Source organism: Nonomuraea sp. 3-1Str (assembly GCF_031570565.1).
Taxonomy (GTDB): Bacteria; Actinomycetota; Actinomycetes; order Streptosporangiales; family Streptosporangiaceae; genus Nonomuraea.
This window is the reverse complement of the sequence record NZ_JALHBK010000027.1, coordinates 50,184-73,940: the sequence shown is the minus strand read 5'-3', so window position 1 is coordinate 73,940 and position 23,757 is coordinate 50,184. Positions and strand designations below refer to the sequence as shown.

The following is a 23,757-nucleotide window of genomic DNA, read 5'->3' as shown; positions in this document are numbered from 1 at the left end:
TTTCAACGGATGAAAAACTAAAATGCGTGCAGTACAGTTCCGCCATGGCGGGAATCCGGGAGCGCAAGAAGCAGCGCACGCGCCGGGCGCTGATCGAGGCCGCGCTCCGGCTGTTCGCCGAGAAGGGCTACGAGGAGACCACGCTCGCGGAGATCGCGGCGGAGGCCGACGTGTCGACGCGCACGTTCTTCAGCTACTTCGCGAGCAAGGAGGACGTGATCTTCCACGACATGGAGAGCCGCATGGAGCGCACGGCCGCGCTCGTGCGGGACCGGGCGCCGGACGAGCCGCTGCCCGACCTGCTGACGCGGATCGCGCGGGACGCGCTGGCCCACGCCGCCGGGGACGAGAACTACGCCGTGGAGGAGATGCCGCTGCGGATCCGGCTCATGATGACGGTCCCGGCCCTCCAGGCGCGCGCCCTCCACCTGCTCTACACCAGCCAGCTCCGGCTGGCGCGGGCGCTCCACGAGTCCTACCGCGGGCGGCTGAGCCCGGTGGAGGCCGCCGCGGCGGTGGGCGCGTTCGCGGGCGCGGCCAAGCTGGCGGTCATGGCCAGCGTCGAGCGGGGCGAGTCCATGGACCAGGCGCTGGACGCGGCCCTGGTCGCCACCGAGATCACCCTCCGCGGCCTGCGCTCGCTGGGCTGACACCCGCCCGCTGCCGCACCGTGACACCCGTCCGGCCGGCGAGTCCGAGGACCCCGCCAGGGCGGCGTGGACGCGGATGCCGCCGGCTTGACGATTCCTTTCCTAACGAAGTTAATTTGCCTCATGCTCGCACCGCTCACCACCCCCGCGTCGGCCACCGTGTTCACCATGGTCCTCACGCAGGGGCCGGTGTCCCGTGTGGAGATCGCCCGGCGGACCGGCCTGTCGTCCGCCGCGGTCACCAAGGCCGCCCGCCCGTTCATCGAGGCGGGCTACCTGGAGGAGCTCCAGGCGACCGAGCGGCCCGGCCCCGGCGCGGGACGGCCGGCGAGCCCGCTGGCCATCAGGCCCGACCGGCAGTTCTTCGCCGGGGTGAAGATCACCGACGACGAGCTCATCGGCGTGGTCACCGACCTGCGCGCCCAGGTCATGGAGTCGGCCCGCCGGCCCCTGCGCACGGCGTCCGCCGAGGAGGTGGTGGCCGAGATCGCCGCGCTGGTGTCCGAGCTGCTCGACGTCCGCCCCGCCTACCGGGAGCGGTGCCACAGGCTCGGCCTGGCCGTGTCCGGCGACGTCGACAAGGCCCACGGCGTGGTGCGCTACTCGCCGTTCCTCACCTGGCGCCAGGTGCCGCTGGCCCGGCTGGCCGCCGAGGCCACCGGCCTGACAGTGACCGTCGAGAACGACGTCAAGTCGCTCACCGTGGCCGAGCAGTGGTTCGGCGAGGGCCTCGGGGCGTCGTCGTTCGCGCTGGTCACGGTGGGGGCCGGCATAGGGTGCGGGCTGGTGGTCAACGACCGCGTGGTGGCCGGGTCGCACGGCGTCGTGGGTGAGATCGGCCACGTGCCGGTCGGCGGTGACGAGCCCGCGTGCCACTGCGGCGGGCGGGGCTGCGTCGAGGCCATCGCCGGGACCGCGCCCATCCTGGCGGCCGTCAGGTCCGCGACCGGCGACGCCGCGCTCACCGTCGACGGCGCGATCGAGCTGGCCCACGCCGGCGACCCCGCGGCGCGCGAGGGGTTCGCCCGCGCGGGGCACGCCATCGGCCTGGCCGTGGCCGCCATGGCCAACCTCGTCGGCCCCGAGCGGATCATCGTGACCGGCGACGTGCAGGGGCTGGCGGCCTACGACCTGTTCGAGGAGCAGATCCGGCGGGGCTTCACCGGGCAGGCGTTCGGCGCCGCGGCCGAGTGCCGGCTCGTCCTGCGGCCCCGCCCGTTCGAGCAGTGGGCCCGTGGCGCGGCCGCCGTCGCCATCCAGTCCCTGTTCACCCTCCAGGGCCAGCCGTGACACAGGACCAGCCGTGACGCAGGACCGACCGTGACACAGGACCCACCGTGACACAGGACCACCCGGGACGCAGGAGGAGCCGTGACGCAGGAGCGACCGACGCGGGAGCGGCCGTGAGCCTGGCCCCCGGCATCTGGCAGCCCCACGACGAGGCGTTCGCGCCGATCCGCGAGGAGCGCGTGCCGACCGGCCTGACCGCCGCCGGCGGCGCCGGGATCGTGCTGGACGCCATGGCCGCCGCCTCGCTCTCGTGGACCGTCGTCCCGGGACCGCCGGGCGTGGCCGAGATCACGGTCGTGCCCGACCGGCCGGCGCCCGTACGGGTCGGCTGGCGGTTGCCGTGCGTGGACGTGACCGCGTTCTGGGCGGCCGACGGGGGCGAGCACCGGGGGCTGCCGCCGTTCTGGCGCCGGCCGCGCACCGCCGCGCTGGAGCGGAACGCGCCCGTCGGCTGCCTCGTCGGCGCCGGCGACGTGTCGGTGTGCACGTACGCGGCGGGCGAGGTCGTCAAGCCGGTGCGCACGCGCACCGGGGTCGTGGAGGAGACCGGGGAGTTCGGGTTCTGGGTCGAGCACGACGCCTCGCCGGACGCGGGGGTGGTACTGCGGCTGGACGTCAGCGGGCGGCACTTCGCCCGCACGCTCGCGGACGTCGCCGCCTGGTGGGGCGCCGGCCGCGCCGCCCCCGTGCCCCGGGCGGCGCGCATGCCCGCCTACTCCACCTGGTACGCCATGCAGCAGCACGTGGACGCCGACGGCGTGGAGCGGCAGGCCGCCGCCTCCGCCGCGCTGGGCTGCGAGGCGGTCATCGTGGACGACGGCTGGCACAGCGACGACCGGGGCCGCGGCTACGGGTACGGGTACGCCGGCGAGTGGGAGCCGTCGCCCGCCGCGTTCCCCGACTTCGCGGGGCACGTCGCCCGGGTGCGTGACTCCGGGCAGGCGTACCTGCTCTGGTACGCGCTGCCGTTCGTGGGGCGGCACACCGCGCTAGTGGGAGCGAGTCCAGCCGTACACGCTGGCCTACAGGGAGCACATGGACGCGGCCGTCGTCGACCCGCGCCACCCGTACGTGCGCGAGCTGCTGGCCGGGCACCTGACCCGGGCGGTCGAGGAGTGGGGCGTCGACGGACTGAAGATCGACTTCATCGACCAGTTCGCCGTGGAGGACCCGCCCGAGCCGGCGCCGGGCGCCGACTGCGCGACGGTCAACGAAGGGGTGCGCAGGCTGCTGGCCATGCTGCCGCGCGACTGCCTCGTGGAGCTGCGCCAGCCGTACGTGAGCCCGGGGCTGTGGCCGTACGCGACGATGGTGCGCGCCTCCGACTGCCCGCTCAGCCCCGCCCACAACCGGCAGCGCACCGTGGACCTGCGGCTGATCGCGGGACCGCTGGCCGTCCACGCGGACATGATGATGTGGCACCCGTCGGAGTCGCCGGAGCGGGTCGCGGCGCAGCTCGTCAACGCGCTGTTCGCGGTGCCGCAGATCTCCGTGGACCTCACGGCGCAGACGCCGGAGCAGCTCGACGTGCTGCGCTTCTGGCTCGGGTTCGTCAGGCGGCACGCGGACGTGCTGCAGGAGGGCGCGTTCGAGCCGGCCCGGCCGGACCTCATGTATCCGCAGGTCACGGCGCGGGGCGACGGCGTGGTCGTCACCGCCCGCTACGCGCCGCTGCCGGTGCGGGTGCCGGAGACGGGCACGCTGCTGCTGGCCAACGCGGACGACTCGCCGGACGTGCTGCTCCGCGTGACGGACGCCGGGGGCACGGCGCGCGCCGTGGTGCGGGACTGCCGGGGGCGCGTGGTGAGCGAGCGGACGGTGAAGCTGGCGGCCGGAGCGCACGAGCTCACGGTGCCCACGGGCGGGCTCCTGACGCTGACCCGCCCGGCCTGACGCCCTGCGGGCAGCCGGGGCCGGACCAGCTCGTCCAGCCCTGGCGCGCCCCGCCCAGGCCCGTGGCGGTCCAGCCCTGCGGAGGGGCGCCCGCGTCGGGAGGCACCACGGCCGTGCAGGCGCCGGCCGGCGGCTCCTGGCGGGCTCCGTCGTACGACTCCAGCCGGGTCCACCACACCCGGTACGTCAGGGGCACCCGGACGTTCCACCGCACCCTGCCGTCCACGGCCACCCTGCCGGGGGGCGGCGGCGCGGGCAGCCAGTCGGGGCCGGCGGGCGGGGCGGCCCTGGGGGCGAGACCGGCGGCGAAGGCGACGTTCACGGCGGCCGGCACGACCACGAGTGGCGCCACCCGCCACAGCCACCGCCCCCGGCCCCGGCCCCGGCCACCGGCGGACAGTGCGGGCAGGCCGGCGGCCAGCACCAGGCAGGCCAGCAGGCCGAGGGCCGCCGCCGAGGCCCGCGCCATGTCGAGGGAGTCCCAGGTACGGCTGAGGAACGAGACCTCCGGGAAGTCGAACGCGATGAACGCGTACCGCCTGAGACGGTCACCCGCGTACCAGGCCGCCACCGCCCCGCTCACGGCCATGAGCGCGGCGGCCGCGCCCGCGTACACCGCCACCGCCCGGACGGCCCGCGGCCCCGGCATGGCGCGGCGGAGGGCGGCGGCGCGGACCGCCCGCGCCAGGACGGCCAGGCCCACCAGCGTCCACACCACCGCGACGCACGCCAGGTACCGGCCGTAGGCGTAGTTGCCCACCCGGTGCTCGTCCGGCAGCGCCGCCGAGGACGCGTACGCCACTCCCAGGGTGGCCGCCAGCAGCGTGCCCGCCAGGACGCGGCGGGCGGGCGGACCGCCCCGCCGTAACAGGTGGAAGGCCGCCGCGGCCAGGCCGAGGCCCGCGAGGCCCCAGGTGCCGGCGATCAGGTACCAGAGCTGGCCGGCGGCCCCCGAGAGCGCCCACGCCTGGCCGTCGAGGGTGGTGAGACGCGACACCAGCAGGTGGGACAGGTCGCGGGCGCCCTCCGGGTACACCGCCGAGGCCAGCCTGCCGTTGAGCGCCGCCCCCGCCGCCGCGACCAGCCCGCCGGCGCCCCAGGCGACGAGCCCGGCCCGCGGCGTGAGCCGCCTGCCCCCTCCGTCGGGCCGGCGGATCACCAGGAGCGCCGCCACCGTCACGACGTACACGGCCAGGATCACCGCGCCCCGCAGGTGCACCGCCGTCGCGAACCCCGCCGGCACGCCCGCCAGCACCCCGCTCCGGAGCGAGCCGGTGCGCGCCAGGTCGTGCGTGGCCAGCAGCCAGCCGAGCACGAGCGTCGGCAGCACCGCGTCCGCCAGCGCCAGCCCCGAGAACAGCAGCAGCGCCGGAGACAGCCCCGCCACGAACGCCAGCGCCACCGCCTCGGGCCGCCCGAGCGCCAGCCGCCGCAGCACCAGGTCCGCCAGCGGGAACGCCGTGGCCGCCGCCGCCGAGCCGATCCCGACCACCAGCCGGTAGACCGTGACGGGATCGGAGGTCACCCAGTACGCGGGCACGAGCAGCAGCGCGTAGCCGCCCTGGTAGAACGTCGAACCCGTGAAGTCCGCCCCCGGGCCGCCGGCGAGCCAGCGGGCCGCGACCAGGTAGCCCGTCTCGTCGGGGTTGGCGACGGGGCCGGTGTGGTAGCGGAACAGCCACAGCCGCAGCAGCACCTGCACCACCCAGCCGCCCGCCAGCGCCCACGCCGGCCACCTGCTCCGTCGCCTGGCCGCCGCCCTTCTGACGGGCGGCGGGACGCGTTCGGTACGGGCGACGGGCGTGGACAGCATGATCTCCCCCTGCTCGGAGCCCGGGGTTTCCCGAGCTCAGAGCAGGCAGTTCAGCAAAAGCCCGCTAACCGGGCCGTCACCTCATCTGGTTATCCGGGCGTTATGTCTGGGTGCGCGCCGTGTGGAGGAAGCGGGCCAGCAGCGGGTTCGGGTCGTCGCGGCGGTGGCAGGCGGCGACCGTCGTACGCGCCCCGCGCGGGCTGATCCCCCGGTACGTGACGCCCGCGAGCCGGATCCCCCGGACGCTCGCCGGGGCGAGCGACACCCCGAGGCCCGCGCCCACGAGCGCGCAGACCGTCTGCCACTCCACCGCGCGCTGCCCGGCCCGCGGCTCGAAGCCCGCCGCACGGCACAGCCCGGCGATCCGGTCGTGGACCGTGGGCGCCGCCTCGCGCGGCGGCAGCACGAACGGCTCACCCGCCAGCGCCGCCACCGGCACGGCCCGCCGCGCGGCCAGGGGATGCCCGGACGGCAGCACCGCCACGAACCCCTCCGACAGGATCGGCTCGGCCACCAGGCCGTCGGCCTCGGGCGGCTCGCGCAGCAGCCCCACGTCGAGCGAGCCGTCGCGCAGGGCCGCCACCTGCGGCGCCGTGGTCATCTCGCGGATCTCCACCTCCACGCCCGGATGCCCGTCGCGGTACGCCCGCAGGATGCGCGGCAGCACGGTGAGCGCGAGGGTGGCCGCGAAGCCGATCCGGAGGCGGCCCGTCTCCCCCCTGCCGGCGCGGCGGGCCGCGTCGAGGCCGCCGGCGATCTCGCCGAGGGCGCGCCGGGCGGACGGCAGCAGCTCGTGCCCGGCGGGCGTCAGCGTGACGCCGCCGGGCCCCCGGTCGAACAGCGCATGACCGACCCTGCGCTCCAGACGCCTGATCTGCTGGCTGAGCGGCGGCTGCGCGATGCCGAGCCGTTCGGCCGCCCGGCCGAAGTGCAGCTCCTCGGCGAGCACGGCGAAGGCGTGGAGCTGGTGCAGCGCGAGCTCGGGCCGGTCCATAGGCGCAGGGATATCACATCATGACAGGAGTCGTCTTGGACGTATCACCGCTGGTGGCCTACGGTTCTCAGACGTGACAGAGCGACGCGCGATCATGAGTGGGTCCGTCTTCGAGGAGCGCATCGGGTACGCCCGCGCGGTGGTGGACGGCGACCGGGTGCACGTGTCCGGCACCACCGGGTTCGACTACGCGGCCATGACCATCTCCGAGGACGTGGTGGAGCAGGCCCGGCAGTGCCTGCGCAACATCGGGGCGGCGCTGGCCGAGGCGGGCTGCACGTTCGCCGACGTCGTACGGGTGCGTTACCTGCTGCCGGAGCGGGAGGACTTCGAGCCGTGCTGGCCGGTCCTGCGGGAGTGCTTCGGCGAGGTGCGGCCGGCCGCGACCATGCTCGTCTGCGGGCTGGCCGACCCGCGCATGCGCATCGAGATCGAGGTGGACGCCCGGCTGCCCGTACGGCTCGGGGAGACGGGCTAGGGTCACGGCCCGCGCTGCGCCGACGCGGCGACGCGGGCCGTAACCGTCCTACCTGATGACGATCTTGTCGAGCTCGGGGGCGCGGGCGGTGTGGTGGAAGAACCGGATGGTGTTCACCCCGGCCACCAGGGTCACCGGCACCGTCGTGGTGGTGACCGTGTCCTTGGCGCCGGTCATCGGCACCTCGAACGAGTCGGCCCCGTTGACGCTGACCCGGAACGACTGGGAGCCGTCCACCAGCGCGTGCACCGTCATCTGCCGGACCCCGGCCGTGTCGGCCAGGACCCCCTTGACCACGGCGTAGTCGTAGATGTTGCCGCCGATGAGCAGCACCTTGCGCCCGCCGGAGCAGACGGCGCAGTAGGCGGGCTCGGCCGCGCCCTCCCAGACGTTGCCGACCCGCTCGGCCTCGTACGCGCCGGGGCTCCGGTCGGGGGCCGGCAGGGCCAGGTGCTGGAGAAGGTCGAGCCGTTCAAGGTGGGCCATGCCGCGATGTCCATCAACGGCGCCTGGAGCCTGACCGAGCTGGCCAAGCAGAAGGCGTTCCGGTGGGGCGCGGTGCCCATCCCGAAGGGCCCCGAGGGCCGCTTCACCCCGGTCATCGGCAGCGCCCTCGCGATGTACGCCAAGTCGCCGCAGAAGGACGCCGCCTGGATCTACCTCAACGAGTACCTGTCGGCCGCCGGCCAGCAGTTCCGCCGCATCAGCGCCCCCGCCCGCCAGTCGGCCTGGGAGCCGAACGCCGAGGCGCTCGGCATCCCCAAGGACGTCGTCGAGGTCGTCAAGAACGCCATGAAGGAGTACGGCACCAGCGACGGCGTGCTCAAGCTGCCCGCCAACAAGAAGGTCGTCGAGACGGCCAAGCCCATCTGGGAGCGCGTCATGATCGGCAAGACGGACCTGGCGAGCGGACTCAAGGAGATCACCGAGAAGGTCACCCCGCTGCTCGCGGAGAACAAGATCGCATGAGTGCCATCGCCGCCCGGCACTCGCGGCGCGCCCGCTCCTCCCTGGCGCGCCGCGAGGCACGGCGCTTCCACCTGTTCCTCTCGCCCTGGCTGATCGGCTTCGTGCTCTTCGGCGGCGGGCCGATCCTGGCCTCGATCGCGATCAGCTCCACCGACTGGAACCTGCTGAGCAGCCCCACCTGGGCGGGCCTGGCCAACTACGAGAAGATGACCGCCGACCCGGAGTTCTGGGACGCCGTCGGCAACACCTTCTCCTACGGCGTGGGCGCCGTGTCGCTCGGCGTGCTGTTCACCTTCGGGCTGGCGCTGCTGCTCAACCAGCCGCTGCGGTTCCAGGGCCTGTTCCGGACCGTGATGTACCTGCCGTCGGTGGTGTCGGGCGTGGCCACGGCCCTGCTGTGGCTGAACATCCTGCACCCCGACTACGGGCTGATCAACAAACTGCTCGCCCTGATCGGCGTCGAGGGCCCGCCGTGGCTCGGCTCCACCGAGTGGGCGATGCCCGCGCTGATCCTCATGAGCGTCTGGGGGGCGGGCAACACCATCGTCATCTACCTGGCCGGCCTCCAGGGCATCCCGGCCACGCTGTACGAGGCCGCCGAGATCGACGGCGCCGGCTGGTGGCGGAGGTTCTGGAGCGTCACCGTGCCGATGATGTCGCCGGTCATCTTCTTCAACGTCGTCACGGGCTTCATCGCCAGCATCCAGGCGTACACGCTGATCCTCATCATGACCGAGGGCGGCCCCGCCAACGCGACCATGGTGCTCGGCCTCTACATCTACCGGCAGGCGTTCGTGTTCTTCGACATGGGCTACGCCGCCGCGCTGTCGTGGGCGATGTTCCTCATCGTCATCGCCGTCACCCTCGTCCAGTTCGGGCTGGCCAGGCGCTGGGTCCACTACGAGTTCGCCGGGTGAGGCCCATGCACTCCACCATCGAGCACCCCACGACCCGGCGCCGCGCCGCCGGACGGCCCATGACCGCCCGGCAGGCGGAGCGGATCAGGCGCAGCCGGCGCGCGGGCGCGTACGTGCTGCTCGTCGCCGCCACCGGCGTGTTCCTGCTGCCGTTCCTGTGGATGGTCACGACGTCCCTGAAGTCGGACGCGGAGAACCTGGCCTTCCCGCCGCAGTTCCTGCCCGACGCCTTCAACTGGGACAACTACCTCAAGGGCTGGACCGGCACCCTGCCGTTCACCCGGTTCCTCGTCAACAGCGTGATCGTCACGGCCCTGTCGATGGCCGGCAACCTGATCTCCTGCGTCCTGCCCGCCTACGCCTTCGCCCGGATGCGGGCGCGGCTGGGGTCGTTCCTGTTCGCGCTCATGCTGGGCACGATGATGATCCCGCGGGAGATCACGCTCGTGCCGAAGTACATCCTGTTCGCCAAGCTGGGCTGGGTGGACACGTACCTGCCGCTGATCGTGCCCGAGTTCTTCGGCGTGGCCCTGTACATCTTCCTGCTGCGGCAGTTCTTCACCACGATCCCGCAGGAGCTCATCGACGCGGCGCGCATCGACGGCGCGGGCGAGTGGCGGATCCTGTGGAAGGTCATGCTGCCGCTGTCGAAGCCGGCGCTGGCCGCCATCATGCTGTTCTCGTTCGTCGGGAACTGGAACCAGTACCTTGAGTCGGTGATCTACCTGCGGACCACCGAGAAGTTCACCATCCCGCTGGGACTGGCGATGTTCTCGGGGCAGTACGCCACGCAGTACAACCAGATGATGGCGGTGGCGATCGTCGCGATGCTGCCCATCGTCGTCCTGTTCTTCGTCGCGCAGAAGACGTTCATCAAGGGCGTCACGCTGACCGGCATCGCGGGAAGGTGAGTCTTGGACTACGAACGCCAGCCGTACCGCCGCTGCGGCCGCAGCGGGCTGCTGCTCCCGGCCGTGTCCCTCGGCCTGTGGCACAACTTCGGTGACGGCAGGGCCCTCGACGGGCAGCGGGCCATCATCCGCAAGGCCCTCGACCTGGGCATCACCCACTTCGACATCGCCGACAGGTACGGCCCGCCGCTGGGGGCCGCCGAGTCGGCGTTCGGCGAGATCCACCGGCGCGACCTGCGCGGGCTGCGCGACGAGATCGTCGTCACCACCAAGGGCAGCAACCCCATGTGGGACGGCCCGTACGGCAAGGGCAACAGCCGCAAGCACCTGCTGGCCACGCTCGACCGGTCGCTGGAGCGGCTCGGCCTCGACTTCGTCGACATCTTCTACCTCCACCGCGACGACGGGACGCCGCTGGAGGAGCAGGTGGCGACGCTGGACCACATGGTCCGCACCGGCCGCGCCCTGTACGCCGGCGTGTCCAACTTCTCCCCCGAGCGCACGGCCGCGGCCGCCGAGCTGATGCGCGGCCTCGGCACGCCGCTGCTGGTCCACCAGCCGCCGTACTCGCTGCTCAACCGCGGCATCGAGCGCTCGCTGCTGGGCGTGCTGGAGGAGCGGGGCGTCGGCTGCGTGGTGTACTCGCCGCTGGCGCAGGGGCTGCTGACCGACCGCTACCTCGACGGCATCCCCGCGGACTCCCGCGCCGCCGAGGGGCGGTTCCTGACGGCCGACAAGGTCACCCCCGAGGTGCTGACGTTCGTCCGCGCGCTCGGCGAGCTGGCCGCCGCGCGCGGTCAGAGCGTCGCCCAGCTCGCGCTCGCCTGGGCGCTGCGCGACTCCCGGATCACCTCCGTGCTGGTCGGCGCGTCCAGCCCCGAGCAGCTGGAGGCCAACGTGGCGGCCGTGGACCGGCTGGACTTCACCGGCGAGGAGCTGGCCGCCATCGACCGGGCCGCCAAGGAGGCGGGCGTCGATGCGTAGGAGCACCCTCGCCGAGTGGGCCGGCGGCGTCTCGCTGCCCGGCTACCGGGTCGCCTCCGGCGGCGTGTCCACCCTGCCGCCCGGGAAGGTGAGCCACGACGAGGGCCGGCACGTGCATCCCGACCCGGAGATCTTCCTCATCCTCTCCGGCACCGGCCGGCTCCACCTGGACGGGGAGGAGTCCGGCTTCGCCGCCGGCGACGTGCTCGTCGTCGACCCGGGCGAGGACCATCACCTGGAGGCCGTCACGGAGGTCGTCACCACCTGGCTGCACCTGGAGCCCGTCCCCTCGCACCCGGAGCGCGTCCCATGACGCCGCCCCTCGCGCTCCCCCGGGCCGGGCTGGGCGGCGGCCCGCTCGGCAACTACCTGCACCCGATCTCCGACGAGCAGGCCCGCGCGGTCGTGGACACCGCGTGGGAGGCGGGCGTGCGCCACTTCGACACGGCCCCCTTCTACGGGCTGGGCCTGTCGGAGCGGCGCATGGGACGCGCGCTGCGTGAGCGGCCCCGCTCGGAGTTCGTCCTGTCCACGAAGGTCGGCCGGCTCGTCCGGCCCGGGCCGGGCCACGACGGCTCCTTCGCCGTGCCCGACGACCGGCACGTCGAGTGGGACTTCAGCCGCGACGGCGTGCTGCGCAGCGTCGAGGAGTCGCTGGAACGGCTCGGCCTCGACCGGGTGGACGTCCTCTACATCCACGACCCGGACCGGCACTGGCCGCAGGCGCTGGACGAGGCCTATCCCGCCCTGGCCGACCTGCGGGCGCAGGGCGTGGTGCGTGCCATCGGCGTCGGCATGAACCAGTCGGGCATGCTCCTCGACTTCGTCCGCCACGCCGACCCCGACGTCCTGCTCGCCGCGAACCAGTGCACGCTGCTGCGCCGCTCCGCCTTCGAGGAACTGCTGCCGCTGTGCCTGGAGCGCGGCATCACGGTCGTCGCGGCGGCGCTGCTGCACCGGGGCGAGCTGGTCACGCCGCCCCCGGACGCCTCCGGCGAGGTCCGCGCCGTCGCCCGGGCCTGCGCCGAGCACGGCGTGCCGCTGACGGCCGCCGCCCTGCAGTTCCCGTTCCGGCACCCGGCGGTCCGCTCGGTGCTGGTGGGCGCGCACGAGCCGGCCCAGGTCACCGCGAACCTGCGGGACCTGGAACGGGACGTGCCCGAGGCGCTCTGGCGCGCGCTGGAGACGCCCGTCCCGGCCCCCTGAGATCCGGCGCGGCGGGTCCCGTGCTCAGCCGCGCCGGAAGGCGCCCCGCACGTGCACCGGCACGCCCGTGCCGAGCATCCCGGGCAGCACCTCGGCCACGTTCATCGGCATCCGCACGCACCCGTGCGAGGCCGGGGACAGCGGCACCGACAGCGCCCCGTGGAACGCGATGCCGCCGTTGAAGAAGATCGGGTTGTACAGCCGGCCCAGGTACGAGGTGTGCCAGCCGGACTTGCGCCAGGTGGTCTTGTAGTCGCCCGTGGGCGTGCGGGCCGAGCCGCAGAAGCGCTGCTTCTTGCCCTGCCACACCGCGGTCTCGCAGTAGGCGATGCCGCTGCCCGACGAGATGTGGGTGATCAGCTTGGGCCGCCCGGCCACGTACAGGACCATGATCTGCTTCGTGAGGTCGACCTCGGCGCGGGTCGGCTTCCCGTTGGGGACGAGGACCCTGGGCGCCTTGGGGCTCTCCAGCGCCGTCCAGGTGCGCGAGGCCACGGTGCTGGTGGGGACGATGCCGTTGACCTTCTGGAACGCCCACACGGCCGTCAGCGTCGTCCCGCCGTACCGGCCGTCGGCCTTGCCCGGCTGGTAGCCCAGCTCGGCCAGGCGGCGCTGGAGCCACGCGACGGCCTCGCCCTTCGCGCCCAGCTTCAGCGTCTTGCGCGGCGCCTTGACCGTCGTGGCGGCCCCGGCCGGGGCGGTGATCGCCGGGGTGGTGATCGCCGGCGCCCCGGTGGGGGCGGCGGACGCGGGTCCCGCTCCCCAGCCGGTCAGGCCGACCACGCCGGCCGTGACGAGAGCCGCCATTCCCGGCAGACGTCGTGCCCTCACCCGAATCACCTCTTCCGCTCAACAATTGAATCAAAGGACCTTACACCACCACCATGACCAGGTAATGGCACGGTCAATCCTCGTAGAGTGGCCACATGTCCGAGAAGTCGTCCGACGCACAGCGCCCGGAACCATCAGCGCCCGCCACGGCGGCGGAGCTGGCGGCCCGCTCCACCGGGCTGCCCTCCAACGCCGTCATCGTCCAGTCCGCCCTGCGCGAGCTCGGCGCCGGAGGCGAGGTCATCGTCCTGCCGGAGAAGGCGCCCACCGCCGCCACCGCCGCCGCCCAGCTCGGCTGCGAGGTCGGCGCGATCGCCAACAGCCTCGTCTTCGACGCCGACGGCACGCCCCTGCTCGTGATGACCAGCGGCGCCCACCGCGTGGACGTCGAGCTGGTCGCCCGCACCGCCGGCGTCCGGTCGGTGCGGCGGGCCACGCCCGAGTTCGTCCGGCAGGCCACCGGCCAGCCGATCGGCGGCGTCGCCCCCGTCGGTCACCCCACCCCGATCCGCACCCTCGTCGACACCTGGCTGAGCAAGCACGACGTCGTGTGGGCCGCCGGCGGGCATCCGCACACGGTGTTCCCGACCAGCTTCGACGAGCTGGTGCGCATCACCGGGGGCACACCGGCCGACGTCGAGTAATGTGCGCAGCGTGATCGAGTTTCGCGGGGCGGGGCCGGCCGAGTTCGACGAGCGGCTGGACACGGTGATCGGCATCTACACCGCCGCCATGCGCCCGCCCGCGGAGCAGGTCACGGGCCGCCGCACCATCATGCGCAACCACGGCATGTACCCGCGCTTCCAGTGCTACTTCGCCGAGCTGCGCGACGCGGCGGTCCATCGGGGGCCCGGCCACGGGAGCCCCGCGCCGGTCGTCGGGTTCGCCTACGGCTTCCACGGCGCGCCCGGCCAGTGGTGGCACGACGTGGTCCACCGCGCCCTGGAGGAAAAGGCCGGGGCGCGGGTGGCCGACGCCTGGCTCGGCGACGCCTTCGAGCTGGCCGAGATCCACGTCCACCCCGACCACCAGGGCAAGGGCATCGGCCGGGCGATGATCACCACGTTGTGCGCGGGGCGCAGGGAGCGCTCGGCCGTGCTGTCCACCCACGACCGGCCCACCGCCGCCCGTCACCTGTACGCGAGCATGGGCTTCACGGACCTGCTGTCCCGGTTCGTCTTCCCCGGCGGTCACGAAGAGTACGCGATCGCCGGGCGGCCCCTGCCGCTGGCCTGACGGATCCCCTGGTAAAGCCTTGACCAGGCGGTTTGGCGGTCGTGACGCTGGGGCATGAATGACTACGCAAAGTAATGGACGCTCTACCGCGCGTCCACCCACCCCTGACCGTCACCCGCCGGGTCCCCCTGCGGGCGGGTGGCGGGCCCACCCGGCCACTTCCCCGGCCGGCATCTGCAGACGTGTTCGCGGCGGCGGGAATGTTCCGCGGGAAGGAGGAGTTCTACTCCACGTGGCCGGTGTGTCCAGTGTCCCCGGGCCTCATCTATCGCCTTCGCGGAATACCGTTCGGCTGGAGCCGCGTTGTGCCACTCGCCGAGAGGCGACCTGCACACCGGTACGCACACGTCGAAGCGCCCGTCCCCGTCAGGGGGCGGGCGCTTCGACGTGTGCGGAGTCGTGTGCGGAGGAACGCCTCAGACCGCGACCGGCTCCGGGCGTGACAGGAGCTGGAAGACCTCGCGCGAGGCGCTCGACCGGTTGAACGTGATGAAGTGGATGCCCGGCGCGCCCTCGTCGAGCAGCCGCTGGCACAGCTCGGCCCCGTGCTCGATGCCGAGCCGCCGCACCGCCGCCGGGTCGTCGGCGACCGCCTCGAAGCGGGCCGCGAGCTCCGGCGGGAACGGCGCGCCCGAGAGCTGCTCCGACCGGGCGATCGTGCTCATCTGGGTGACCGGCATGATGCACGGGATGATCGGCGTGTCGCAGCCCTGGGCGGCGACCCGGTCGCGCAGCCGCAGGTAGTCGTCCGCCTGGAAGAACATCTGCGTGATCGCGTAGTCGGCGCCCGCCCGGCACTTGCGGACGAAGAAGTCGGTGTCGGCCTCGATGGACGGCGAGCGCGGGTGCTTGTAGGGGAACGCCGCCACGCCCACGCAGAAGTCGCCGGCCTGCCGGATGAGCCGCACCAGGTCCTCGGCGTACTCGACGCCGTCGGGATGCCGGACCCACTCGCCGGTCGGGTCGCCGGGCGGGTCGCCCCGCACGGCCAGGATGTTGCGCACCCCCGCGTCGGCGAACCGGCCGACGAGGTGGCGCAGCTCGCGGACGGAGTGGTTGACGGCGGTGAAGTGGGCCACCGGCGTGAGCGTGGTGCCGTGGGCGACCCGCTCGACGATGTCGACCGTGCGGTCGCGCGTGGTGCCGCCCGCGCCGTACGTCACGGACACGAACGTCGGCCGCAGCGACTCCAGCTCCCTGATCGCCCGCCACAGCTGCCGCTCGCCCTCGTCGGTCTTCGGGGGGAAGAACTCGAAGGAGAACGACCGGCCACCGGAGGCGAGAAGCTCGCGCACGGTGGGGACACGATCGGGCAGGACGGAAGGTCGACCAAGCGCCATGCCCCAAGGTTACCGTGGCGGGGCCCGCACCAGCGGTCACCCTTGTCCCTGGAGAGCCGGGCGCCACCCGGCGGCCACTAGTCTCAAGGCATGAACACTGAGGCCGCGAGCATGGACACCTTGCGCGAACAGGTGGACCGTTGCCTGAGGGAGTTCGTCGACCGGCAACTGCCGCTCACGGGCGCGCCGGAGCTGGAGCCGCTCCGCCTGGCCGCCAAAGAGCTGCTGGCCGGCGGCAAGCGGCTGCGTCCCGCGTTCTGCTACTGGGGGTGGCGCGGGGCGGGCGGCGCGGACGAGCCGGGCATCTACCCGGCCGCGGCGTCGCTGGAGCTGCTCCAGGCCAGCGCGCTGGTCCACGACGACGTGATGGACAAGAGCGACCTGCGCCGCGGGATGCCGTCGGCGCACCGCCGGTTCGAGACGATGCACGCGGGGGCCGGCTGGCACGGGTCGGCCGAGCAGTTCGGCGTGGGCGCGGCGATCCTGCTGGGCAACCTGCTGCTGATCTGGTCCGGCGAGATGTGGCGCGGCAGCGGCCTGCCGCCGGAGTCGATCGCGGCGGCGCAGCCGGTCCACGACCACATGCGCACCGAGCTGATGTGCGGCCAGTACCTCGACCTGCTGGAGCAGGCCCACGGGGAGAACACGTTCGAGTCGGCGCTGCGCGTCGCCCTGTACAAGAGCGGCAAGTACTCCGTGGAGCAGCCCCTCCGGCTCGGTCTGGTCCTCGCGGCGGGCGAGCTGGCGCCGTGGATGGACGAGCTGTGCACCACGTACGGCACGCGGGTGGGGATCGCGTTCCAGATGCGCGACGACATCCTCGGCGTGTTCGGCGACCCGGCGGCCACCGGCAAGCCGGCCGGCGACGACCTGCGCGAGGGCAAGCGGACGATGCTCGTGGCGCGCACCCTGGCCGCCGCCACCCCCACGCAGGCCGCGCTGGTGCGGAGCCTGCTCGGCGACCCGGGACTCGACGACCGGGGCGTGGCGGCGCTGCGGGAGGTCATCGAGGACACGGGAGCGCTGCGGGAGTGCGAGGACCTGATCGGGGCGTACCTGCAGGAGGCCCTGGCCTGCCTGGACAAGGCGCCGATCACGGCCGGGGCGCGCTCCGCGCTGGCCGACCTGGCCGTCGCGGCCACCTCCCGCAAGGCCTGACCCTCCCCCGCGCTTCCACGGGCGCGGGGGAGCGTCGTGACCGGGTCAGCGGGCCAGGCGCTTGGCGAACTCCGCCGCCGCCGCGCCCGGGTCGTCGGCCTCGGTGATCGCCCGCACCACGACGACGCGGGTCGCCCCGCACGCCATGACCTCGTCGAGGTTGTCCAGGTCGATGCCGCCGATGGCGAACCACGGCCGGTCCGTGGCGATCGAGGCCGCGTGCCGCAGCAGCGACGGCCCCGGCGCGGGACGGCCCGGCTTGGTCGGGGTGGGCCAGGTCGGCCCGCAGCAGAAGTAGTCGACGCCCTCCTCCACCGCGGCGGCGGACGCCTCGGCGGTGGAGTGGGTGGACCTGCCGATGAGGATGTCGTCGCCGAGTATCTCCCGCGCGACGCCCACCGGAAGGTCGTCCTGCCCCAGGTGGAGCACGTCGGGCCGGGCGGCGTAGGCCACGTCCGCCCGGTCGTTGACGGCCAGCAGCCTGCCGTGCCGGTCGCAGGCGTCGCGGAAGACCTCCAGCAGCTCGAGCTCCTCCCGCGCCTCCAGGCCCTTCTCGCGGAGCTGGACGACGTCGACGCCGTTGGCGAGCACGGCGTCGAGGAACTCGGCCAGGTCACCGCGCCGGCGCCGGCCGTCGGTGCAGAGGTAGAGCCGGGCGTCAGAAAGCGAGGGCCTGGGCACGCCGCTTGACCTCGGTGTGGCGGCCCGCGCGGATCGCCTCGACGGGCGAGCCGGGCAGCGAGTCGTCCGGGGTGAACAGCCACCGCAGCGCCTCGGCGTCGTCGTAGCCCGCGTCCAGCAGCACGGTCAGCGTGCCGGGCAGGCCCTTCATCACGTCCCTTCCGTCAAGGAACACCGCGGGCACGTGCGGCCCGCCGCTGCCCCGGCGCACGCCGAGCAGCTTGTGGTCCTTGAGGAGTTGCTTGGTCCGCCCGAGCGAGAGCTGCAGGCGGTCGGCCACCTCGGGGAGAGTGAGCCACTCGTTGACGAGCTGGTCGGTCTCCCGGTCGATCTGTGCAACAGAAAGCGTCACGAAACCACAACTACCACATGGCGCGCTTGCTCAAACAACACAATCCCGTAGAGGGACATCGGGATCTACCAGGCGTTCCGGGTCCATCCGGTGCCCCGCCTCGATGATGCGGCGGCCCTGGACGAGGTCGCGGGGCCGGTCCACGGCGAGCACCGCGGCCAGCGCGCCGTCGCCGGTCAGCCAGCAGGCCGACCACTTGCCCTCCGGGGCGCCCCGGTACAGGAGGCGGTCGCCGGCCGGATGGTGGCCCGCGTACTGGACCATGTGGCCGAACTGCTCGGACCAGAAGTACGGCACCGGGTCGTAGACGGCCTCCTCGCCCAGCAGGGTGGCCGCGGCGACCTCGGGCGCGCCGAGTGCGGTGTCCCAGTGCTCCACCCGCAGGCGCGTGCCGTAGCGGCGCGACCACCAGGCGGCGCAGTCGCCCACCGCGACCACGCCCGGCAGGGAGGCGCGCAGGTGCTCGTCGGTGACGACGCCGTTGTGCAGGTCGATGTCGGCGCCCGCCAGCCACTCGACGGCCGGGCGGACCCCGATGCCGGAGACGACCACGTGCGCCTCGACGAACTCGCCGTCCACCAGCCGCACCCCGCCCTCGTCCACTGACGCGACCATGGTGTCCAGCCGCAGGTCGACGCCCTCGTACCAGCCGGTGGTGCGGGCGCCGATCCCGGCCCCGACGGCGTGGAAGAGCGGCGCGGGTCCGGCCTCGATCACGGTCACCTCGCAGCCCGCGCGGCGGGCGGCCGTGGCCACCTCGGCGCCGATCCAGCCGGCGCCGACCACGGCGACGCGGGCGCCGCGGACCAGCCGGGCGCGCAGCTCCAGGGCGTCGTCGAGGGTGCGCAGCACATGCTGCGGCCCGTCGCCGGGCAGCGTGATCGGCTCGGCGCCGGTCGCGATGACCAGCCCGTCGTACGGCAGCTCCCCCTCGCCGGTCTCGACGACGCCCGGACGCAGGCCGGTGGCGCTGACACCGGGGCGGAAGTCCACCTCCAGCGTCGCGAGGTCGGAGTCGACGAAGCTGGAGTCGCTGGTGCCCAGCAGCACCGCCTTCGACAGGGGCGGCCGGTCGTACGGGCGGTGCCGTTCCTGTCCCAGGAGGGTGATCTCGCCGCCGAACCCCCTCGCCCGCAGGGCCTCGATGCTGCGCACGCCGGCCAGGCCCGCTCCTGCCACCACGACACGGTTCACGGTCAAGACCATAACGGGGCCGCCGCCTGCGCTCCGCACCGAGGCCGTAGGCTGGAGGGGCAAGACGCGCGGGAGTCCGGCCGTGACCGGGCTGAGAGGAAGGCTTGACCGGGCCTTCGACCGCAATCCACCTGATCCGGATCATGCCGGCGAAGGGAGCGCGCATGGAGCTGGTCGTGGGCGGCGGGATCGTCGGGCTGTCGATCGCCTGGCGACTGTCGCGGGCGGGGCGGCCCGTCACCGTGGTGGACCCGGCCCCGGCCTCCGGGGCCTCGCACGCGGCCGCCGGCATGCTGGCGCCCGTCAGCGAGGTCGCCTACACGGAGGAGCCGCTGCTGCGGCTGGGGGTGGCGTCGCTGCGCCGCTGGCCGTCGTTCGCCGCCGAGCTGGCCGAGGACGCCGGCCTGCCGCCGGGCGTCCTGGCCCCGTCCCGCCCACCCGGGCCCTTCGGCGGCGCCCGTCCCGTGCCGTCGTCCCCTGCGCGGTCGGGACCCGTCCCGTCGTCCCCTGCGCGGTCGGGACCGGTCCCGTCGTACGGGCTGGACTTCCGTGCCGACGGCACCCTGGACGTGGCGTTCGGCGCGGACGACCTGGCGGCGCTGGACGAGCTGGCCGGGTTCATGGGCAAGCTGGGGCTGCCGGTGGAGCGGCTGACGGGCCGGGAGTGCCGCCGCCTGGAGCCGATGCTGGCCCCGTCGGTCCGGGGCGGGCTGCTGGCGCCGGGCGACGCGTGGGTGGACCCGCGCCGCGTCACCGCGGCCCTGCTGGCCGCCCTGGAGCGGCTGGGCGTCCCCGTGGTGCCGGCCCGGGTGTCCGAGCTCCTGCGTGCCCCCGGCGGCCCTGGTGACGGCTCCGGGCGCGGTCCGGCGGTCGTGGGCGTACGACTGGACTCTCCGGCGGACGGCGGGGACCTGCCGTCCGAGATCCGGGCCGACGGGGTGATCCTGGCCGCCGGAGCGTGGAGCGGCGAGCTGTACGACCTCCCGATCCGGCCGGTCAAGGGCCAGATCATGCGGCTGCGCTCCCCCGAGCCGCTGCTGGGCCGGTGCGTGCGCGGCATGGTCCACGGCGCCCCCGTCTACCTGGTGCCGCGGGGCGACGGCGAGCTCGTGGTGGGCGCCACGCAGGAGGAGATGGGGTTCGACACGCGGGTGACGGCCGGCGGCGTGTACGAGCTGCTGCGCGACGCCCGGGAGCTGGTGCCCGGCGTGACCGAGCTGGAGGTGGCCGAGGTGGTGGCGGGCCTGCGTCCCGGCACCCCGGACAACCTGCCGCTCATCGGCCCCGCCGGCGTCCCGGGGCTGACACTGGCGACCGGGCACCACCGCGGCGGGGTGCTCCTGGCGCCGCTCACGACGGCGATCCTCCTGGGCGAGGAGCCCGAGTCGGCGGCCCTCTGCTCCCCGGCCCGCCACCAGCCGGCCCCCGGCGCTCACGACAGGCCCTCCGGCCCCTACGACGGCAACTCCGGCTCCGAGGAGATGGGATGAGAGTGACGATCAACGGCAGCCAGCGCGAGGTGCCCGACGGCACCACCGTGGCGCAGGCCGTACGGATCCTGACCACCGCCACCACCGGCGTGGCGGTGGCCCTGAACGACGAGGTGGTGACGCGCGGCTCGTGGGACACCACGGCGCTCGGCGACAGCGACCGCGTCGAGGTGCTCACGGCGGTGCAGGGTGGATGACCTGATCATCGCCGGGGAGAAGTTCTCCTCCCGGCTCATCATGGGCACCGGCGGCGCGCCCTCGCTGGAGGTGCTGGACCAGGCCCTCGCCGCCTCCGGCACCGAGCTGACCACGGTCGCGATGCGGCGGCTCGACCCGTCGGCCCGCGGCTCGGTCCTCGACGTGCTGCGCGTGCGCGGCATCAAGGTGCTGCCCAACACCGCGGGCTGCTTCACCGCGGGCGAGGCCGTGCTGACGGCCAGGCTGGCCCGCGAAGCCCTCGGGACGAACTGGGTCAAGCTTGAGGTCATCGCCGACGAGCGGACGCTGCTGCCGGACCCGATCGAGACGTTCGACGCGGCCGAGCGGCTGGTGGCCGAGGGCTTCGTGGTGCTGCCGTACATCGGGGACGACCCGGCGCTGGCGCGCCGCCTGGAGCAGGCCGGCTGCGCGGCCGTCATGCCGCTGGGCGCGCCCATCGGCTCCGGCCTCGGCATCCGCAACCCGCACAACATCGAGCTCATCGTGGAGGCGGCCTCCGTGCCGGTGATCCTCGACGCGGGCATCGGCACGGCCAGCGACGCCGCGCTGGCGATGGAGCTGGGCTGCGACGCCGTGCTGCTGGCGACGGCGGTCACCCGCGCGCAGCGACCCGACCTGATGGCGGCGGCCATGCGGGGCGCGGTCCAGGCCGGGCGACTGGCCCGCCAGGCCGGGCGCATCCCGCGCCGCCGCTACGCCGAGGCGTCCTCCCCCATGAACCCATGAACCCGTGACCCCGTGACCCGGTGAGCTGGGCCCCCACGGATCGGGTCAAGCCGGCCCCGGCGTCACGCCGGGGCCCGCGGGGCCTCCGTGAGCCGGTGGATCCCCTGGTCCCGGAGTGGCCCGGGAGGTCAAGAGAGGGCGCGGCAGGGGCCACGGCTCCGCATCGTTTCGGGTGGTCGCACCCTGGCGGTGGCCAAACGCCCGTAAACTCGGCGGCGTGGACACGACGACGGCGGACCCCCTGGTCGGGCGACTCCTCGATGGGCGCTACCGCATCGAGTCCCGGATCGCGCGGGGCGGCATGGCGACCGTCTACCTCGCCCTGGACGTCCGGCTCGACCGCACGGTCGCGCTGAAGGTCATGCACCGCTCGCTCGCCGAGGACCCGGCGTTCGTGCGGCGCTTCATCGGCGAGGCCAAGTCCGTGGCCAGCCTCTCCCACCCCAACGTGGTGCACGTCTTCGACCAGGGCACCGACGGCGACGTCGTCTACCTGTCGATGGAGTACGTGCCGGGCCGGACGCTGCGCGAAGTACTGCACGAGCGGGGCAGGCTGCCCGCCCGCGAGGCGCTGGAGATCCTGATCCCGGTGCTCGCGGCGCTGGGCGCGGCCCACCAGGCGGGCATGGTCCACCGCGACGTCAAGCCGGAGAACGTCCTGATGACGGCCGACGGCCGGGTCAAGGTCGTGGACTTCGGGCTGGCCCGCGCCATCGAGGCGACCAACCAGACCCGTACCGGCGTGATGATCGGCACGATCGGCTACATGTCGCCCGAGCAGGTGACCACCGGCCGCGCCGACGTCCGCACCGACGTCTACGCGGCCGGGATCATGCTGTTCGAGCTGGTGACCGGCCAGCAGCCGTACGACGGCGAGACGCCCATGTCCGTGGCCTACCGCCACGTGCACGACACCGTCCCGGCGCCGTCGTCGCTGACCCCCGACGTGCCTCCGGTGGTCGACGCGCTGGTGGCGCACGCCACGGCGCGCGAGCCGGACGCCCGGCCCGCGGACGCGACCGCGATGCTGGTGGCGGCCGTCGAGGTGCACCGCCAGCTTCCCCGGCTGACCGCGCCGGGCCTCTCCCACTCCCCGGCGCAGCACTCGATGCCGGGCACCGGCTCGTACGCCCCCTCGGGGCCGCTGGCGGCGCCCACGGCACAGCCGTCGTCCGGCGCCCACCCCTTGCCCCCGGGACCCCGCACAGGGGCACACACGGGGGCGCACACAGGGGCACACACGGGGGCTCGCACCGGGCCGCAGAGCGGCGCCCGGCCCACCGGCCCGGCGGCCGGCGGCTACGGCTCGCAGCCCGCCTCCCAGCCGGGCCTGCCTCCCGGGTCGCCCGCGATGACGCTGGCCATGCCGCAGGTCCCGCCCGGCGGGGCGGCCGGCCCCAGCCCCACGGTCGTGCAGCCCCGGATCGAGGGGCCGGCCGAGCACACGGGCGGGCGGCGCGGCGGGTTCCGGCCGAGCTGGATCATCATCGGCCTGGCCGTCGTCATGGTGGCGGCGATCGGGCTGACCGCCTGGTACGTCTCCCGTCCCCAGTACGTGGCCGTGCCCGCCGACCTGGTCGGCAAGGACGTCTCGATCGTGGAGCAGAAGCTCACCTCCGGCGGCTTCAAGGTGCGCCTGGCGCCGGGCGAGTACAACGACAAGGTGAACGAGGGCCTGGTGCTCCGCATCGACCCCGTGACCGGGCAGCAGGTCCTGGCCGGCGCGACCGTCACCCTGGTGCCCTCCCTCGGTCCCAAGCTGGTGCTGGTGCCCAAGGTGGCGGGCATGTCGGCCGACGACGCCCGCGCCACCATCGCCAAGGCGGGCCTGACGGTCGGCAGCGTCCGCCGGCTGGCCAGCCCTGACGTGGCCCGCAACACGGTGATCCGCACCTCGCCGCTGGTGGGCGAGAAGCTCAAGGAAGGCTCAAAGGTCTCCATCTACGTGAGCGCCGGGCTGACCATGCCGGACGTCAGCCACATGCCCAAGGACCAGGCCGCCGCCTACCTGCAGGAGCAGGGCTTCCAGGTGCAGGTCAACGAGGTGGATGACGACGCCGAGCCGTGCACGGTCATCGCCCAGGCGCCCAAGGCCGACGCCGAGGTGGACCGGGGCGCGGTGGCGATGGTCACGGTGGCGCGCTGCCAGACCGACATCGGCGAGTGGTTCCGCAGGGGCGACAACGAGGCCCGCGAGGACCAGCAGTTCCAGATGATCCCGCAGGTGATGGGCAAGAACATCAACGACGCCCGCCAGGAGCTCCAGCAGCTGGGCTGGAGGGTCAAGGTCCGCAAGCTGGGGCGCGGCAGCGGTGTCGTCCGCTTCCAGCAGCCCCTGCCCAACAGCGAGCGCCCGCCGGGCTCCGAGGTCACCCTCTGGCACTGACGTCCCCCGCGCGGGGGACGCCGGTCCGGGGGCCGGCCG

The 23,757-nt window shown here is 73.9% G+C and carries 26 protein-coding genes and 1 riboswitch; of the genes, 17 read left to right on the top strand and 9 right to left on the bottom strand.

Annotated features, from left to right (window positions below; all coding sequences use genetic code 11):
• The first annotated feature begins 44 nt into the window (after positions 1 to 44).
• Both MTP10_RS32610 and MTP10_RS32605 read left to right on the top strand, forming a co-directional pair.
• Entirely contained in the window at positions 45 to 650 is a 606-nt protein-coding gene (locus tag MTP10_RS32610) for a helix-turn-helix domain-containing protein (protein ID WP_310714311.1), read from the top strand.
• Positions 651 to 773: 123 nt separating this feature from the next.
• Positions 774 to 1,940 (top strand): ROK family transcriptional regulator, encoded by a 1,167-nt coding sequence (locus tag MTP10_RS32605; RefSeq protein WP_310714309.1) that lies wholly within the window; start codon positions 774 to 776, stop codon positions 1,938 to 1,940.
• On the opposite strand, the gene MTP10_RS32600 is transcribed toward MTP10_RS32605, so the two are convergent.
• Entirely contained in the window at positions 1,918 to 2,646 is a 729-nt protein-coding gene (locus MTP10_RS32600; protein WP_310714307.1) for a hypothetical protein, read from the bottom strand. The genes MTP10_RS32605 and MTP10_RS32600 overlap by 23 nt on opposite strands.
• A gap of 329 nt (positions 2,647 to 2,975) precedes the next feature.
• Here MTP10_RS32600 and MTP10_RS32595 point away from each other — a divergent pair, with 329 nt between their 5' ends.
• Positions 2,976 to 3,833, top strand: coding sequence for a hypothetical protein (locus MTP10_RS32595; protein ID WP_310714306.1), 858 nt, complete (start codon positions 2,976 to 2,978; stop codon positions 3,831 to 3,833).
• Here the strand turns inward: MTP10_RS32595 and MTP10_RS32590 are convergent.
• Both MTP10_RS32590 and MTP10_RS32585 read right to left on the bottom strand, forming a co-directional pair.
• Positions 3,787 to 5,646, bottom strand: coding sequence for a hypothetical protein (locus tag MTP10_RS32590; protein WP_310714304.1), 1,860 nt, complete (start codon positions 5,644 to 5,646; stop codon positions 3,787 to 3,789). The two genes, MTP10_RS32595 and MTP10_RS32590, sit on opposite strands and share 47 nt — an antisense overlap.
• Before the next feature lie 100 nt (positions 5,647 to 5,746).
• On the bottom strand, positions 5,747 to 6,640 hold the full coding sequence (locus MTP10_RS32585) for a LysR family transcriptional regulator (protein WP_310714303.1): 894 nt from the start codon (positions 6,638 to 6,640) through the stop codon (positions 5,747 to 5,749).
• Between the two features lie 73 nt (positions 6,641 to 6,713).
• On the opposite strand from MTP10_RS32585, the gene MTP10_RS32580 reads away from it, so the two are divergent.
• Positions 6,714 to 7,118 carry a RidA family protein gene (locus tag MTP10_RS32580; protein WP_310714301.1) on the top strand — a complete coding sequence of 135 codons (405 nt, stop codon included), beginning with the start codon at positions 6,714 to 6,716 and terminating at the stop codon, positions 7,116 to 7,118.
• A gap of 48 nt (positions 7,119 to 7,166) precedes the next feature.
• Here MTP10_RS32580 and MTP10_RS32575 read toward each other — a convergent pair whose 3' ends face one another.
• Positions 7,167 to 7,604, bottom strand: a complete 438-nt coding sequence (locus tag MTP10_RS32575; protein ID WP_310714299.1) for a hypothetical protein — start codon at positions 7,602 to 7,604, stop codon at positions 7,167 to 7,169.
• Between the two features lie 6 nt (positions 7,605 to 7,610).
• Here MTP10_RS32575 and MTP10_RS32570 point away from each other — a divergent pair, with 6 nt between their 5' ends.
• From MTP10_RS32570 to MTP10_RS32545, 6 genes are read left to right on the top strand one after another with little or no spacing between them, the layout of a single operon-like run.
• Positions 7,611 to 8,087 (top strand): hypothetical protein, encoded by a 477-nt coding sequence (locus MTP10_RS32570; RefSeq protein WP_310714298.1) that lies wholly within the window; start codon positions 7,611 to 7,613, stop codon positions 8,085 to 8,087.
• Positions 8,084 to 9,004: a sugar ABC transporter permease gene (locus MTP10_RS32565; protein WP_310714296.1), complete on the top strand. Its 921-nt coding sequence runs from the start codon at positions 8,084 to 8,086 to the stop codon at positions 9,002 to 9,004. Before MTP10_RS32570 ends, MTP10_RS32565 begins: the two co-directional genes overlap by 4 nt.
• Positions 9,005 to 9,009: 5 nt before the next feature.
• Complete coding sequence (locus tag MTP10_RS32560) at positions 9,010 to 9,915, top strand: carbohydrate ABC transporter permease (protein WP_310714293.1); 906 nt, start codon at positions 9,010 to 9,012, stop codon at positions 9,913 to 9,915.
• Between the two features lie 3 nt (positions 9,916 to 9,918).
• A complete protein-coding gene (locus MTP10_RS32555) occupies positions 9,919 to 10,899 on the top strand; it encodes an aldo/keto reductase (protein WP_310714291.1) in 981 nt (326 codons plus the stop codon).
• Positions 10,892 to 11,212, top strand: coding sequence for a cupin domain-containing protein (locus MTP10_RS32550; protein WP_310714288.1), 321 nt, complete (start codon positions 10,892 to 10,894; stop codon positions 11,210 to 11,212). The genes MTP10_RS32555 and MTP10_RS32550 overlap by 8 nt, the downstream gene beginning before the upstream one ends.
• Positions 11,209 to 12,105 carry an aldo/keto reductase gene (locus tag MTP10_RS32545; protein ID WP_310714285.1) on the top strand — a complete coding sequence of 299 codons (897 nt, stop codon included), beginning with the start codon at positions 11,209 to 11,211 and terminating at the stop codon, positions 12,103 to 12,105. Before MTP10_RS32550 ends, MTP10_RS32545 begins: the two co-directional genes overlap by 4 nt.
• 24 nt (positions 12,106 to 12,129) lie before the next feature.
• Here the strand turns inward: MTP10_RS32545 and MTP10_RS32540 are convergent, their stop codons facing one another.
• The gene (locus MTP10_RS32540) at positions 12,130 to 12,936 is read right to left on the bottom strand and encodes a L,D-transpeptidase family protein (protein WP_310714284.1); all 807 of its coding nucleotides are present in this window, start codon (positions 12,934 to 12,936) and stop codon (positions 12,130 to 12,132) included.
• A gap of 95 nt (positions 12,937 to 13,031) precedes the next feature.
• On the opposite strand from MTP10_RS32540, the gene MTP10_RS32535 reads away from it, so the two are divergent.
• Positions 13,032 to 13,580 (top strand): YbaK/EbsC family protein, encoded by a 549-nt coding sequence (locus MTP10_RS32535; protein ID WP_310714282.1) that lies wholly within the window; start codon positions 13,032 to 13,034, stop codon positions 13,578 to 13,580.
• Positions 13,581 to 13,590: 10 nt separating this feature from the next.
• On the top strand, positions 13,591 to 14,172 hold the full coding sequence (locus MTP10_RS32530; RefSeq protein WP_310714280.1) for a GNAT family N-acetyltransferase: 582 nt from the start codon (positions 13,591 to 13,593) through the stop codon (positions 14,170 to 14,172).
• A 416-nt stretch (positions 14,173 to 14,588) separates the two neighbouring features.
• On the opposite strand, the gene metF is transcribed toward MTP10_RS32530, so the two are convergent.
• A complete protein-coding gene (metF, locus tag MTP10_RS32525; protein WP_310714279.1) occupies positions 14,589 to 15,512 on the bottom strand; it encodes a methylenetetrahydrofolate reductase [NAD(P)H] in 924 nt (307 codons plus the stop codon).
• 90 nt (positions 15,513 to 15,602) lie between these two features.
• On the opposite strand from metF, the gene MTP10_RS32520 reads away from it, so the two are divergent.
• The gene (locus MTP10_RS32520) at positions 15,603 to 16,670 is read left to right on the top strand and encodes a polyprenyl synthetase family protein (RefSeq protein WP_310714276.1); all 1,068 of its coding nucleotides are present in this window, start codon (positions 15,603 to 15,605) and stop codon (positions 16,668 to 16,670) included.
• 45 nt (positions 16,671 to 16,715) lie between these two features.
• Here the strand turns inward: MTP10_RS32520 and thiE are convergent, their stop codons facing one another.
• From thiE to MTP10_RS32505, 3 genes are read right to left on the bottom strand one after another with little or no spacing between them, the layout of a single operon-like run.
• Positions 16,716 to 17,351 carry a thiamine phosphate synthase gene (gene thiE, locus MTP10_RS32515; RefSeq protein WP_310714273.1) on the bottom strand — a complete coding sequence of 212 codons (636 nt, stop codon included), beginning with the start codon at positions 17,349 to 17,351 and terminating at the stop codon, positions 16,716 to 16,718.
• The gene (locus MTP10_RS32510; protein WP_310714270.1) at positions 17,329 to 17,703 is read right to left on the bottom strand and encodes an Rv2175c family DNA-binding protein; all 375 of its coding nucleotides are present in this window, start codon (positions 17,701 to 17,703) and stop codon (positions 17,329 to 17,331) included. Before MTP10_RS32510 ends, thiE begins: the two co-directional genes overlap by 23 nt.
• Positions 17,704 to 17,733: 30 nt before the next feature.
• The gene (locus tag MTP10_RS32505) at positions 17,734 to 18,897 is read right to left on the bottom strand and encodes an FAD-dependent oxidoreductase (protein ID WP_310714268.1); all 1,164 of its coding nucleotides are present in this window, start codon (positions 18,895 to 18,897) and stop codon (positions 17,734 to 17,736) included.
• A 58-nt stretch (positions 18,898 to 18,955) separates the two neighbouring features.
• Positions 18,956 to 19,072: riboswitch (TPP riboswitch) on the top strand.
• Here MTP10_RS32505 and MTP10_RS32500 point away from each other — a divergent pair.
• The 4 genes from MTP10_RS32500 to MTP10_RS32485 all read left to right on the top strand — a co-directional run bounded on the left by MTP10_RS32500 (position 19,062) and on the right by MTP10_RS32485 (position 23,718).
• Positions 19,062 to 20,387, top strand: a complete 1,326-nt coding sequence (locus MTP10_RS32500; RefSeq protein WP_310714265.1) for an FAD-dependent oxidoreductase — start codon at positions 19,062 to 19,064, stop codon at positions 20,385 to 20,387. Its footprint overlaps the riboswitch before it by 11 nt.
• The gene (thiS, locus tag MTP10_RS32495) at positions 20,384 to 20,584 is read left to right on the top strand and encodes a sulfur carrier protein ThiS (RefSeq protein WP_310714264.1); all 201 of its coding nucleotides are present in this window, start codon (positions 20,384 to 20,386) and stop codon (positions 20,582 to 20,584) included. The genes MTP10_RS32500 and thiS overlap by 4 nt, the downstream gene beginning before the upstream one ends.
• The gene (locus MTP10_RS32490) at positions 20,577 to 21,332 is read left to right on the top strand and encodes a thiazole synthase (RefSeq protein WP_310714263.1); all 756 of its coding nucleotides are present in this window, start codon (positions 20,577 to 20,579) and stop codon (positions 21,330 to 21,332) included. The genes thiS and MTP10_RS32490 overlap by 8 nt, the downstream gene beginning before the upstream one ends.
• Positions 21,333 to 21,549: 217 nt before the next feature.
• A complete protein-coding gene (locus MTP10_RS32485) occupies positions 21,550 to 23,718 on the top strand; it encodes a protein kinase domain-containing protein (RefSeq protein ID WP_310714262.1) in 2,169 nt (722 codons plus the stop codon).
• The last annotated feature ends 39 nt before the right edge of the window (positions 23,719 to 23,757 follow it).

Coding starts and splice junctions, on each gene's coding strand:
- MTP10_RS32605 (WP_310714309.1), top strand. CDS start 774: ATGCTCGCACCGCTCACCACCCCCGCGTCGGCCACCGTGTTCACCATG.
- MTP10_RS32575 (WP_310714299.1), bottom strand. CDS start 7,604: ATGGCCCACCTTGAACGGCTCGACCTTCTCCAGCACCTGGCCCTGCCG.
- MTP10_RS32600 (WP_310714307.1), bottom strand. CDS start 2,646: ATGCGCGCCGCCCGGGGCACGGGGGCGGCGCGGCCGGCGCCCCACCAG.
- MTP10_RS32610 (WP_310714311.1), top strand. CDS start 45: ATGGCGGGAATCCGGGAGCGCAAGAAGCAGCGCACGCGCCGGGCGCTG.
- metF (WP_310714279.1), bottom strand. CDS start 15,512: ATGGCGCTTGGTCGACCTTCCGTCCTGCCCGATCGTGTCCCCACCGTG.
- MTP10_RS32590 (WP_310714304.1), bottom strand. CDS start 5,646: ATGCTGTCCACGCCCGTCGCCCGTACCGAACGCGTCCCGCCGCCCGTC.
- thiS (WP_310714264.1), top strand. CDS start 20,384: ATGAGAGTGACGATCAACGGCAGCCAGCGCGAGGTGCCCGACGGCACC.
- MTP10_RS32570 (WP_310714298.1), top strand. CDS start 7,611: ATGTCCATCAACGGCGCCTGGAGCCTGACCGAGCTGGCCAAGCAGAAG.
- MTP10_RS32520 (WP_310714276.1), top strand. CDS start 15,603: ATGAACACTGAGGCCGCGAGCATGGACACCTTGCGCGAACAGGTGGAC.
- MTP10_RS32585 (WP_310714303.1), bottom strand. CDS start 6,640: ATGGACCGGCCCGAGCTCGCGCTGCACCAGCTCCACGCCTTCGCCGTG.
- MTP10_RS32545 (WP_310714285.1), top strand. CDS start 11,209: ATGACGCCGCCCCTCGCGCTCCCCCGGGCCGGGCTGGGCGGCGGCCCG.
- MTP10_RS32595 (WP_310714306.1), top strand. CDS start 2,976: ATGGACGCGGCCGTCGTCGACCCGCGCCACCCGTACGTGCGCGAGCTG.
- MTP10_RS32535 (WP_310714282.1), top strand. CDS start 13,032: ATGTCCGAGAAGTCGTCCGACGCACAGCGCCCGGAACCATCAGCGCCC.
- MTP10_RS32560 (WP_310714293.1), top strand. CDS start 9,010: ATGCACTCCACCATCGAGCACCCCACGACCCGGCGCCGCGCCGCCGGA.
- MTP10_RS32550 (WP_310714288.1), top strand. CDS start 10,892: ATGCGTAGGAGCACCCTCGCCGAGTGGGCCGGCGGCGTCTCGCTGCCC.
- MTP10_RS32565 (WP_310714296.1), top strand. CDS start 8,084: ATGAGTGCCATCGCCGCCCGGCACTCGCGGCGCGCCCGCTCCTCCCTG.
- MTP10_RS32500 (WP_310714265.1), top strand. CDS start 19,062: ATGGAGCTGGTCGTGGGCGGCGGGATCGTCGGGCTGTCGATCGCCTGG.